Raw genomic sequence first — 12077 nt, 5'->3', positions numbered from 1 at the left:
ATGGTGCTATCTATTCGCAGCTTTAATCTCGGTCCACTTCAGACGAACGCTTATTTGCTTCAAGGGGATGATCCACAGCGCGCCATTATTATTGATCCAGGAATGAATCCGGGTCCTTTGCTGAGGGCGATTGAGTCTCTGACTATTGAAGCTATCCTGCTGACCCATGCCCATTTTGACCATATTGGTGGGGTGGAGGAGATTCGCAATGCTAAAGGATGCCCGGTGTATTTGCACGCCTTGGAGCAAGACTGGCTCACATCTCCTAAGCTGAATGGCTCCTTGATGTGGCCAGAGGCATCTCCACCAATCTCAACCGGTCCTGCCGAATATGATTTGGCGGAAGGTCAGCAATTGAACCTGATCGGGCACACGTTCAAGGTGTTCCATACACCGGGCCATTCACCCGGAAGTGTCAGCTTTCTGTGTGGCAAAGATCTTTTTTCCGGGGATGTGCTATTCCGTCAGGGCGTTGGACGCACGGATCTGACGGGTGGCCGGGAACGGGATTTATACGATTCTATTCAAAACAAATTGTTTCCGCTCGGAGATGACGTTACAGTCTATTCCGGTCACGGTCCCAAAACGTCCATCGGTTATGAGAAAGCTAACAATCCGTATATCCGGTAAATGTGATGAACCTTTCAGGAGGGGCAAAATTAAAGGTGTGACAAGTTTTGCCCCAATTCGACAACAAATTATAAATTATGTATAGACAAAGGTTTTTATTTTTGTTAACATAAATTTATTAAAGTTACATACTAAACTCGCGAAGCACGCAAGCTGTGGATGAATCCCGGTTTGCGTTCTTTTTTTTGCCCATTAAGAGGATAAAGAGGCATGAGGCCGTCAGATCACAAGGGGGAGCAAGAATGAAAAGAAAACATATATATGGGGTACAACGTGAGATTGGAGGTAGTTTCCGTGTTCCCAATATAATAGATATTGAAGATTCTGTGGTAGGTTCCGAACCGAAGATCATAACTTGGAAAAAGGTGAAACGACGGGGCGGAATCCCTTCACAAAACTGGCATGTGAGATTGAATGAACACAGGTTGGGACGTGGAGACGGTCGATTATGAAGATACATAGATGATATAGACAAGCTACTTTTTTTTTAGTAGACTTAGCAGATAAGTTCAGACAAACGGGGGGGCTAACGATGCATCATTTAGGAGCTAGAATTATGATCGTCGCGGATGCTTTTGAGCAGAATCTTCCTGTGGGCGAACATGGTTATATCATTGCTTACGACCGTAATGCGGACAATGCTTTTGACTATGTCATTCGCGTACCGAAGGTGAACCGCAATTTTTTTGTACCATCCGGGGACATCGAGCTGGAGGAGAGTATTCTCAAGCTAGAAGCCGAGCGGATTGAGCGTGAAGCGCTGATAGATTATGCCCTTGCTACTCATAATGAGCAACTGTTCAAGCATGTAATGAACGGTGGTCTTGATTCGGTAGAGACTGAAGAAGAAGAAACCGCGGCAGAGTTGTTGTCACAGGCTGATTTTATCAGACAAGTCAATTTGCGTGCTTGGATATAGGGGTCGGCTACTGCCGACTCTTTTTAAAAATATATAATGGGCACAATCTCAGCTCTTATAGTTATCTCGAAAGAGCACCGAGAGGTGCTTTTTTTATATTCTTTTAGCAACATTTCCCTCATTGGTGTACAGTTTGCTTCTGTACCGCGTCAAAGATTGAATTGTAAAGGGTTCTATCCTATAATTAAAAACGTTATTTCAAAGTTCGGTGCAGCATTTTTTAATATCAGGATTTTGCAAAATTCGATTCCAGTCGCTTATTGGACTTTTTGCAAAATCCTCATATACATGAGGAGGGTTTTGTATGAACATTTCCACGGAAGATGTCCGTCACGTAGCCAAGCTGTCTAGGTTGAATCTGACCGCGGCTGAAGAAGAAACGATGACAGGACAATTAAACGCCATTCTCCATTATGCGGAGAAGCTGAATGAGCTGGATACGGAGCAGGTAAAACCGACCACTCATGTGCTGCACGTCAGCAATGTCATGCGAGACGACGAAGTTCGTGAAAGTTTGACACATGAGCAAGTGATGCGCAATGCACCTGAAGAAGAAGACGGACAGTTTAAGGTTCCTGCTGTTCTGGAATAGATCTCATATTTGAAAGGAGGATGCAAATTGAGCTTGTTCAATAACACATTGCCCGAGATACATAACAAGCTGCATCAAAAGGAAATTTCCGTGAGTGATCTGGTGGGACACGCTCTGGAGACAATTGGTGCGCGGGAAGACAAGATCAGAGCTTATATTACCGTTGACGAGGAACAGGCCCGTGCATCCGCACGTGAGCTGGATGATCAGCTGATTTCCGGAGAGGAAAGAGGATTATTGTTTGGTCTGCCGGTTGGTATTAAGGATAATATTGTGACAGAAGGGCTACGTACAACATGTGGCAGTCAGTTTTTGAAAAATTTTGATCCTGTTTACGATGCCACAGTTGTTAGCAAGTTGCGCGCAGCGCAAACTGTGACACTCGGTAAAATGAACATGGACGAATTCGCCATGGGCGGCTCTAACGAGAACTCCAGCTTTTTCCCTGCACGTAACCCTTGGGATTTAGAACGTGTTCCCGGCGGTTCCAGTGGCGGCTCGGCTGCGGCTGTTGCAGCGGGTGAGGCTTATTTCACGCTCGGTTCGGATACAGGTGGTTCCATTCGCCAGCCCGCTTCTTACTGCGGTGTAGTTGGCCTGAAACCAACCTATGGTCTAGTATCCCGTTTTGGACTGGTGGCTTTTGCCTCCTCTTTAGACCAAATTGGACCTATTACTAAAAATGTTCAGGATTCGGCCTATGTCCTACAAGCTATTGCAGGTTATGACCAGAAGGACTCCACTTCTGCAAAGGTAGACATTCCTGATTATTTGAACGCTTTAACCGGGGATGTAAAAGGACTTCGTATCGCTGTGCCTAAAGAGTATCTTGGTGAAGGCGTAGATCCACAGGTCAAGGAAAAGGTGCTCGACGCACTGAAAACGCTGGAAGGATTGGGCGCGGTATGGGAAGAGGTATCTCTTCCGCACACGGAATATGCGGTAGCGACTTACTACCTGTTGGCTTCATCCGAAGCGTCGTCCAATCTGGCCCGCTTTGACGGCGTACGCTATGGTGTGCGTTCTGACAATCCGGACAACCTGCTTGATCTTTACCATCAGTCCCGTACGCAGGGTTTTGGTCCCGAGGTGAAGCGTCGGATTATGCTGGGTACCTATGCACTCAGCTCCGGGTACTACGATGCTTATTATTTGAAAGCTCAAAAAGTGCGCACACTGATTAAACAGGATTTTGATCGTGTATTTGAACAATATGATGTAATTATCGGACCTACTGCACCGACAACTGCTTTCAAAATCGGCTCACAAGTGGATGATCCATTGACGATGTATTTGAACGACATTTTGACGATTCCGGTGAGCTTGGCTGGTGTGCCAGCCATCAGCATTCCGTGTGGTCTTGCGGATGGAATGCCAGTCGGACTACAAATTATCGGAAAGGCCTTTGACGAGTCTTCCGTGCTACGCGTAGCTCATGCTTTTGAACAAAATACCGAATTTCACAAGCAGCGTCCGCAGCTGTAATTTGCTAAAAAGGAGGGAACCTATTCATGTCTACAACTACATCCAAATATGAGACGGTCATCGGACTTGAAGTGCACGTGGAATTGCATACGAAGTCTAAAATATTTTGTGGATGCTCGACATCCTTCGGAGCACCACCCAACTCTCATACATGTCCGGTCTGTCTCGGTCATCCAGGGGTATTGCCGGTATTGAACCGTCAGGCCGTTGATTATGCAATGAAAGCAGCAATGGCGCTGAATTGCACCATTGCTGATGTGAGCAAGTTTGACCGTAAGAACTATTTTTACCCCGATTCACCTAAGGCTTACCAAATCTCACAATACGATCAACCCATTGGCGAAAATGGCTGGATTGATATTGAAGTGAATGGTGAGACAAAGCGTATCGGTATTACTCGACTGCATCTGGAAGAGGACGCAGGGAAATTAACACATGTTGATGGTGGCTACGCATCTTTGGTCGACTTTAATCGGGTCGGCACACCATTGGTCGAGATCGTTTCGGAGCCGGAAATATCTTCGCCGGAAGAAGCCAAGGCCTATCTGGAAAAAATACGTGCCATTATGCAGTATTGTGATGTATCCGATGTGAAGATGGAGGAAGGATCACTTCGCTGCGACGCGAATATCAGTCTTCGTCCGCATGGACAAAAAGAGCTGGGAACTAAAGCGGAACTGAAAAACATGAACTCCTTCCGTGGCGTACAGCGCGGACTGGAATATGAGCAGTTCCGACAGGAGCAGACGCTGGACGAAGGCGGAACGATTGTACAGGAGACACGTCGTTGGGATGAGGCACAAGGTAAAACCTTGTCTATGCGTGGTAAGGAACAGGCCCATGACTATCGTTATTTCCCAGACCCGGATCTGGTTACACTGCATATAGATGAGGAATGGAAAGAACGCATCCGTGCTTCGATTCCTGAATTGCCTGACCAGCGTAAAGCACGCTACACTTCGGAATATGGATTACCTGAGTATGATGCTCAGGTGATTACGTCCTCCAAGCCATTGGCCGATTTGTTCGAGGATAGCCTTCAATTCACCAAGGATGCCAAAGCAGTATCCAACTGGATTATGGGGGATCTACTCGGCTATTTGAACAGTGCCGGTGTAGAGCTGTCGCAAGTTAAATTGACCGGTCGGGGCTTGGGCGAAATGATCGGACTGCTGGAGAAGGGAACGATCAATAGCAAAATCGCCAAAACGGTCTTCAAGGAAATGCTGGAAAGTGATAAACTGCCACAGCAAATTGTTGAAGAAAAAGGGCTTGTACAGATCAGTGATGAGGGTGCAATCTTGACCATTGTCGAACAAGTTGTAGCAGCTAACCCGCAATCGGTCGAAGATTACAAAGCCGGCAAGCAAAAGGCCATCGGCTTCCTAGTCGGTCAGGTGATGAAGGAGAGCAAGGGAAAGGCAAACCCTGGCCTTGCTAATAAGTTACTGACGGAAGTGCTGAACCGCTAATGGCATAGATTTGACAGGGGGCTTGTCTTTTAGGGACAGGCCCCTTTTGCATAGACGCTGAGAACGATTGGCACGAACAAACTTTAGAATCCTGATGGCATTTTATGAGTTTCCTTAGGAGGGAAAACAGCATGGTTACCCTATGTTCATTGGAAGATGATGATATCGTCAGTCAGATATGGCGTCTACAGCACGTTGCCTATAGGCTGGAAGCTGAGCTGATTGGGTTTGATGAGATTCCTCCACTGATGGATACATTGGATACGCTGAGAAGCTGTGGAGAGTCTTTTTATGGGTGGCTGGAGGAAGGTGAATTGCTAGGGGCACTGGCTGTGCAGTCTGAGTCGCCCGATTCGCTTACCCTTACACGTATGATGGTTCACCCAGATCATTTTCGAAAAGGTATTGCAGACTCTTTAATGAAGCATGTTTTGAATGAATATCAAAATATCCCGTTGTTTATCGTCTCTACAGGAACTTTAAATACTCCTGCGGTGACATTGTATCGAAAACATGGCTTTCGCCCCGTATCTGCGGCGGAGGTCGCCCCAGGCGTGGAATTAACCACCTACCATCTGCATAAGTTGGAATAGCATTGAAATATCATTAAATTGGCATTAAAAATGCACATAAGCCCACAAACCGCGCACCCGGAGTGGGAAGTACGACATAACCGGGAGGAGTGACTTGAATGAATAATCCGTGGATTATAGACGATTCACATATCATTTTACGGCTTTTGCTGTCCATGCTTCTCGGTGGATTCATTGGCTTTGAACGCGAACGTTCCAATCACGCAGCTGGTTTGAGGACTCATATTATGGTCAGTCTTGGTTCGACGCTGATTATGCTACTCTCCATTTACGGCTTTGCCGATTTTATTAAAGAAGCTAATGTACGCATAGATCCCGCTCGTTTGGCTACGGCTGTAATCACTGGCGTAGGCTTTTTGGGTGCAGGGACGATTATGTTCACAGGTAAATCGATTACCGGACTAACGACTGCGGCTTCCATTTGGGTCGTGGCTGCCATTGGTCTTGGGGTCGGAGCAGGCTTTTATTTCCCGTCTATTGCGGCAACGGTGCTCGTGTTTTTAAATTTATGGGTATTTAACAAAGTCGAACTCCGATATATGCGTGGACGCAAGCGTCATCTTATTACATTGTACGGATTGTCGTCTCACGGATTGCTGGAGCAGATTTCGACTTATTTAGAGCAAGAAAAAGTGGAAATACGTAAAATAATGATTAAAGAACATGAAAATGTCCCATTTCACGAATTACATCCAGATCGGCAGAGTATGGAGGTTTCCCTAGAGGTGCTGTCCCGTCATGATTTTAATCCCGTACGTATTGCAGCTGATTTACGACAATGGGAAGATATAGCTGCAGTCTCTGTTGAGTAATAGTATACCTTTTTTTAACAGTTACTCTTAAATCCGATTGGGGTACTATGTAAGCATTGAAGTATTTTTCAGCGGAGCCACGCATGGGATTCAAAGGGGAGGATGGCATGAACTCGGAACAACCGTTACCGTCTGGAGAGGCTGGGCAGCTACAAGCGCCGGAACAGCGGGAACAACCCAGACAGGGGAAGCGTCTAAAATACGCTAAATTTCGCAAAGTGATTGCCATTATCATGGCCGCATTGTTACCCGGACTGGGACATCTTTTTTTAGGGCTGTTTATTAGGGGGCTTAGTTTTATTGTGTTGCTCCTGCTAGATATTTTTGCGATGCTGTATGTTTCTTCTGATGGCTTGAGGATTAACATCCCATTACTTATTTTGCTTGGATTGTTCATACCCGTTTTATATTTTTATAATGTATATGATGTCTTACAGTCAGCAGATTACATGGTTCGTTATCGGCGTAAGCCAGATCGTTATGCACGAATGGATGCTAAAGGTCAGCAAAGTAGTCCTTTTTATGCATGGGAGAGAGGCTTTGCTTTTGCTGTGCTGATGGTGGCAGGCGGTGGGCTTATGATTTTGTTTCGCATGAAACCTCGCTGGTTGAGCAATTTCTTTGAGGATTATGGATTCCTGACGCTGGCCATTTTATTAATGATGATCGGTTTATCCCTTTTTCTAAGGGAAGCCTTTCTGTCCTTTAAGCGTAAAAAGTTGAAAGAAAGAGGGTGAAGCTGGCGTGCACCGTAAAATAAGAGTCGGTCGCTACACCTCTTCGCTTCTGTTGATGGCTGTAGGCATTTTGCTTATTGTAGATGTGTTTCAAAATACTGAATATATGCTTCAGCTCCTCGTTTGGTGGCCCGTAATCTTCGTGCTTTGGGGACTGGAATATCTGATTTTTTTTGCTGTGTACTATCGGAAAGAAGGCAAGTCTGACAACGGAAGGCGATTCAGGCCTGACCTAAAGGGGATTCTGTCCGCTTTGGTAGTGGCAGCCTCGGTTTTTATCGTGACCCAGCAAAATCATTATATGTATCTGTGGAACCGGGTCAGTCTCAATCTGACGTCAGCCTCTATGGATTTTAGCCAGGCTAAAGAGAATCGGTATGATATGGGTGGTGTACTGGTACCTGTAACTATGCAGACGTCCGATTTAGTAGTTGATTCGGTTAATGGTGATGTAACACTAATCAGACGGCCTGTGTCCAATATAGAGGTACGAGGGACTCTATGGGTGGATCAAGCGCCTGCTGCCGAAGCGGACAAGATTGCTCAAGCTTCTTCACTGACTTCTACCGACGGCAAGACTATCATGATTCGTCCAGAGGCAAAGTCGTACGGAGCATCAAGCAAACGTCAGCCCCGTGTGAATATGCTGATCACCGTGCCGGAGGACCGGCGGTTCAATGTGCAGATTAGAACCTCCAACGGGAATATTTCCTTGAATGGAGTTGATGCTATTGACAGCATTCGGCTCGAGAGCGGTAATGGAAATCTCACTGTTAATGACGCTATCGGCAATGTCAAGGGAGGCACGTTGAACGGTCAGGTTAAATTGCATCGGATTTCTGGAGATGTAGATGTGCGCACGAACCGTGGCGATATGCAGGCAGGAGATATTGAAGGAGCTGTGACACTACACACCATGGTAGGTGATATTCAACTCGCTCGCTCGGAAGGGGACATCACCGTAGATACTCAGAATGGTGACATGAATGTGCTGAATTCTACAGCCAAGCTGAATGCAAATTCGCTTAATGGCTCTATCAAAGTGCATAGCGAGCAGGTGGGCGGAGATTGGAAAATATACAGTGCTGTCGGTGATATCGTATTGGATCTTCCGTCGAATGGAGATTTTCAGTTAGAGGGTTCAAGCAGTTATGGTAATCTTCAATCCGATTTTCCATTTAAAATAGATAGTAAAAGTATTTCAGGCCAGAATGGGACAGGTAAGTATGCGATCAACGTAGAGGGTAACAGCAATTTAACGATTAAAAAGTTACTGATGCCGTCGTTACCCGACTTGGAGGATTCCGGGGGTACGACTGCGCCCGATACATCTGATAGCTCTCCGGCTGAACCCGGAGCTCCTGAGTCAGATACCTCTATAGGAACATCCGGCGACAATACGGCGCGTTGACAAGAAACTTGAGTAGACCGTACAATGTGAGTAGGTTTAGAAGTAAGTTGTAAATAGATGCGTGGTAATTGATAGGATCGTAAGTAAGGGATAAGGCGGTGGACATATATGGCGGCACGCGTCCAGCATGCTTTGGAACTTCTGAAGAAGACAGGTGTACGCATAACACCCCAGCGTCATGCCATATTAAACTATTTGATGGAAACCATGGGGCATCCGACTGCAGATGAAATATATCGAGCGCTTGAGTCCAAGTTTCCAAGTATGAGTGTGGCTACGGTTTATAATAACTTAAAGATGTTTATAGAAGCGGGTATGGTACATGAGTTGACCTATGGAGATAACGCCAGTCGTTATGATGCCAATATTTCGGAGCACTATCACATCATTTGCGAAAAATGCGGAAAGATTGAAGATTTCAGTTATCCCTATTTGGCTGATGTGGAACGCCATGCCGCGTTGGAAACAGGCTTCGAGGTGCATGGACATCGTATGGAGTTACACGGAGTATGCAAAGCTTGTAGTAACAAACAAACGTAACGAAACAAGGAATAGAAGTTTTTTGTGCGGTATGTATATATTGTAATGGATTGGAAACGTGAGGAATTCCCCATAAGTGGGGATTTACCGCGTTTTTTTATTTAAATCACTGTATTTTTGTTTTAAGTAATCTGTTGTGGTTACAAAATACGAATTCAAAGTTCATACAATGGAGGTTCAATATTGGCCAGAAATCATTCCAGACGCCGCCGTAAACGTTCACGATTCAAAGGAGCGGCAAGCCTGCTATTATTTGCAGCGATTATATGCGCAATTACTGTCGTATGGTTTGGTAATCCCCTTCACGAGAAACCCGATTGGCAGGGCAGTGTCCGTCCTATTTTTATGCAGGGCAAGTTGACTGGGTATGAAGCTCAAAGCTCGGGCAAGAACATGCTGATGCCGCTTAAATTGGTGCAAAGTCAAATTGATCCTACGGTTCGCTATGAGGATGATAGCCAAACCGTCATTATGGCGACGAGACAAAGCCTGCTCTATATGAAGGTTTCGAAGGCACAAGGGGAACTGAATGGTAAGACATATGCGCTTAGCGTAGCCCCTCAGGTGATCAGTGGAGAGGTATATATCCCGATAGAGGCTGTACGTGAAGTATACGGCGTTTCTATACACGAAGACCCTGTAACTGGTGCTGTCATCCTAATGAAAGCTGGAGAGAAGGTCAGGCTGGGGAGTGTAGAAAAGAAGGATGGCCCACAGGATGCTAGAATTGCCTTGCGTAAAGAAGCCTCCAGCCTATCTTTCATTTTGACAGATATATCTCAGCGGACGAAGGTACGTATTTGGTCCAAACAAGGAGATTGGTATTTTGTTCAATTAGACAATGGCTATGCGGGATACATTAAGTCAGACCATATCGCTGAAGGAGAAGAGCTTGTGATCCCTTCGGCTAAAGACGATTTGTCCATCTCGGAAAAACATTGGGAGGGTAGGCCAGTAAACCTCGCTTGGGAAGCCGTCTATAATCGCAAGCCCGATCCTTCCAAGTTTGATCCTATGCCTGGAGTAAATGTGGTGAGTCCTACGTGGTTCAGTGTCGTCGATCCTGAGGGCACTGTAGAAAGCAAGGCAGATCCTGCCTATGTCAGCTGGGCACATCGCAAGGGGATGGAGGTTTGGGGCTTGTTGAGCAACAGCTTTAATCCCGAATTAACAACTGAAGCATTGTCTACCTTTGAACGTCGAAAGGCGATTGTTGATCAGATGATTTCACTTGCCCTAGAAAATGATCTGGATGGTATTAATATTGACTTTGAAAATGTTCATACAAAGGATGGCCCCAATGTCACCCAATTTTTGCGGGAACTTAAACCGATGGCTAGGGAACATGATTTGATACTGTCCATTGATGTTACGCCTAAATCTCAAAGTGAGATGTGGTCAGCTTTTTTGGATCGAAAATCATTGGGCACCATCACAGATTACCTTATGGTAATGGCGTATGATGAGCATTGGGCGGCTAGTCCAAAGGCTGGTTCTGTCGCCTCGCTACCATGGACGGAAGCGTCAATTAAGCGAATTATTCAGGAAGATGAAGTGCCGCCTCAAAAAGTGATTTTAGGTATTCCGTTATATACTCGCGTGTGGTCCGAGACTCCCAAAGAAGGGAAGATTAAGGTCACCTCCAAATCACTTGGTATGAAGTCAGCAGCCGGTATCATAGCCGAATTTAACTTGAAGCCCAAGTTTAGAGCTGCCGAAGGCCAGAATTATGTCGAGTATACAGAAGACGGCGTGGTCAAAAAGATTTGGCTAGAGGATCAGGTATCTTTGAAGGCAAGAGTAGAACTTGCCAAATCGCTGAAGCTCGGAGGAATTGGGGCGTGGAATCGAACCTTTGCAGATGAAAACGCTTGGGTAACACTGAAAAAAATAAGTGAATAAGATAAAAATTTATACAATTGAAGAAGGAAGTTTCTTATTTATGTAGAAATGATCACATGTATCCAAATATCCAATTTGCGGTCATAGCCGCCTTGCAGGTATGGAGGGAGAAGTGCAGCTAACCAAATTAAACCTAATGTATGATGAATTGTTGCAGGAAGATTCAATAGGTATTATTTCGTACAGAAAGCCGGGAGAGTATTTTCACGGTTCGATGTTGTATGACTTTGATGAACTCATTCTAATTATTGGAGAAGGCACCAAGCCGGTTCGTTCTATTCAACACTTATTTATGAATGGCTTAAGATGCCAAGTGTTGTACGCAACGCTCAGTTGTCTGAAGGAATGGATTATCGCTGGTGAACAAGCCAACATTATAGATTATGTGCTAGAAGGTCGTATTGTCTGGGAACGGGATGAGAGGGTCCGTCTTTTAAGACAGGAAATTGTTGATTTTAACGATCCACTACGGGAGCAGAAGCGATTTCATGAGTTCTCCCGCTTTCTGGTCAATTACGTTCATGGTAAAAGAGCGGTGCGAGAAGGGCGGATCATTGACGCTTATCAAAGTGTTCTGAAAGCATTGGATCATTGGGCATCTATTGAACTCATTGAACGGGGGATTTATCCAAAGATTCACTTATGGGTTCAGGTACAGCCTCTGGATCGAACGATTGACAAACTGTATAACGAACTCACATTAAGTACGGAAACCTTGGAACAACGGGTTGAACTAGTATTGCTTGCTTGTGAATTTTCAGTGATGTCAAAAATGGAGGAGTGCTCATCTCCGCTATTCCGTATATTAGGCAGCAGACGGGAACCCTGGTCTATAAATGAACTTATTAACCATCCAGAACTAAAGAATCTTCAATTGGATCTTACCGTCGTGCTCCGTAAACTGGTATATCGTTCACTTATTAGAGAAACAGCTGCCGGGGATTTTAGGGATCGTGGGCAAAATCGTGAACTGCGTTACTCCCT

The 12077-nt window shown here is 45.4% G+C and carries 13 protein-coding genes (1 of these 13 only partly in view); all 13 read left to right on the top strand.

Annotated elements, in window-relative coordinates; translation table 11 throughout:
* Positions 1-630, top strand: a complete 630-nt coding sequence (locus tag AOU00_RS08325; RefSeq protein WP_061831454.1) for an MBL fold metallo-hydrolase — start codon at positions 1-3, stop codon at positions 628-630.
* A 242-nt stretch (positions 631-872) separates the two neighbouring features.
* Entirely contained in the window at positions 873-1082 is a 210-nt protein-coding gene (locus tag AOU00_RS08320) for a hypothetical protein (protein ID WP_061831453.1), read from the top strand.
* A gap of 80 nt (positions 1083-1162) precedes the next feature.
* On the top strand, positions 1163-1549 hold the full coding sequence (locus tag AOU00_RS08315) for a hypothetical protein (RefSeq protein WP_061831452.1): 387 nt from the start codon (positions 1163-1165) through the stop codon (positions 1547-1549).
* A 304-nt stretch (positions 1550-1853) separates the two neighbouring features.
* Positions 1854-2141 carry an Asp-tRNA(Asn)/Glu-tRNA(Gln) amidotransferase subunit GatC gene (gatC, locus tag AOU00_RS08310; protein ID WP_013311910.1) on the top strand — a complete coding sequence of 96 codons (288 nt, stop codon included), beginning with the start codon at positions 1854-1856 and terminating at the stop codon, positions 2139-2141.
* Between the two features lie 27 nt (positions 2142-2168).
* Entirely contained in the window at positions 2169-3626 is a 1458-nt protein-coding gene (gene gatA, locus AOU00_RS08305; RefSeq protein WP_069290372.1) for an Asp-tRNA(Asn)/Glu-tRNA(Gln) amidotransferase subunit GatA, read from the top strand.
* Between the two features lie 26 nt (positions 3627-3652).
* The gene (gatB, locus tag AOU00_RS08300) at positions 3653-5098 is read left to right on the top strand and encodes an Asp-tRNA(Asn)/Glu-tRNA(Gln) amidotransferase subunit GatB (protein WP_013311908.1); all 1446 of its coding nucleotides are present in this window, start codon (positions 3653-3655) and stop codon (positions 5096-5098) included.
* Positions 5099-5229: 131 nt separating this feature from the next.
* Complete coding sequence (locus AOU00_RS08295) at positions 5230-5691, top strand: GNAT family N-acetyltransferase (protein ID WP_069290371.1); 462 nt, start codon at positions 5230-5232, stop codon at positions 5689-5691.
* Between the two features lie 98 nt (positions 5692-5789).
* Complete coding sequence (locus tag AOU00_RS08290; protein WP_023990255.1) at positions 5790-6503, top strand: MgtC/SapB family protein; 714 nt, start codon at positions 5790-5792, stop codon at positions 6501-6503.
* Between the two features lie 83 nt (positions 6504-6586).
* Entirely contained in the window at positions 6587-7240 is a 654-nt protein-coding gene (locus AOU00_RS08285; RefSeq protein WP_069290370.1) for a hypothetical protein, read from the top strand.
* Positions 7241-7247: 7 nt separating this feature from the next.
* Entirely contained in the window at positions 7248-8651 is a 1404-nt protein-coding gene (locus AOU00_RS08280) for a DUF4097 family beta strand repeat-containing protein (protein WP_069290369.1), read from the top strand.
* A gap of 108 nt (positions 8652-8759) precedes the next feature.
* The gene (locus AOU00_RS08275) at positions 8760-9191 is read left to right on the top strand and encodes a Fur family transcriptional regulator (protein WP_013311903.1); all 432 of its coding nucleotides are present in this window, start codon (positions 8760-8762) and stop codon (positions 9189-9191) included.
* Positions 9192-9374: 183 nt separating this feature from the next.
* Positions 9375-11093, top strand: a complete 1719-nt coding sequence (locus AOU00_RS08270) for a glycosyl hydrolase family 18 protein (RefSeq protein ID WP_069290368.1) — start codon at positions 9375-9377, stop codon at positions 11091-11093.
* A gap of 136 nt (positions 11094-11229) precedes the next feature.
* A protein-coding gene (locus tag AOU00_RS08265; RefSeq protein ID WP_237166322.1) for a nucleotidyltransferase-like protein crosses the window boundary here: on the top strand, positions 11230-12077 show its 5' portion. 7 nt of this gene lie beyond the right edge of the window; only the first 848 of its 855 coding nucleotides appear in the window; it begins with the start codon at positions 11230-11232; the stop codon falls past the right edge of the window.

This window comes from Paenibacillus polymyxa (assembly GCF_001719045.1).
GTDB classification, from domain to species: domain Bacteria; phylum Bacillota; class Bacilli; order Paenibacillales; family Paenibacillaceae; genus Paenibacillus; species Paenibacillus polymyxa_B.
This window is presented reverse-complemented; position numbering and strand designations above follow the sequence as displayed.

Excerpts from the sequence above, each read along its gene's own strand:
- AOU00_RS08290 (WP_023990255.1), top strand. The coding sequence starts at position 5,790 with ATGAATAATCCGTGGATTATAGACGATTCACATATCATTTTACGGCTT.
- AOU00_RS08295 (WP_069290371.1), top strand. The coding sequence starts at position 5,230 with ATGGTTACCCTATGTTCATTGGAAGATGATGATATCGTCAGTCAGATA.
- AOU00_RS08320 (WP_061831453.1), top strand. The coding sequence starts at position 873 with ATGAAAAGAAAACATATATATGGGGTACAACGTGAGATTGGAGGTAGT.
- AOU00_RS08315 (WP_061831452.1), top strand. The coding sequence starts at position 1,163 with ATGCATCATTTAGGAGCTAGAATTATGATCGTCGCGGATGCTTTTGAG.
- AOU00_RS08275 (WP_013311903.1), top strand. The coding sequence starts at position 8,760 with ATGGCGGCACGCGTCCAGCATGCTTTGGAACTTCTGAAGAAGACAGGT.
- gatB (WP_013311908.1), top strand. The coding sequence starts at position 3,653 with ATGTCTACAACTACATCCAAATATGAGACGGTCATCGGACTTGAAGTG.
- AOU00_RS08325 (WP_061831454.1), top strand. The coding sequence starts at position 1 with ATGGTGCTATCTATTCGCAGCTTTAATCTCGGTCCACTTCAGACGAAC.
- AOU00_RS08285 (WP_069290370.1), top strand. The coding sequence starts at position 6,587 with ATGGGATTCAAAGGGGAGGATGGCATGAACTCGGAACAACCGTTACCG.
- gatC (WP_013311910.1), top strand. The coding sequence starts at position 1,854 with ATGAACATTTCCACGGAAGATGTCCGTCACGTAGCCAAGCTGTCTAGG.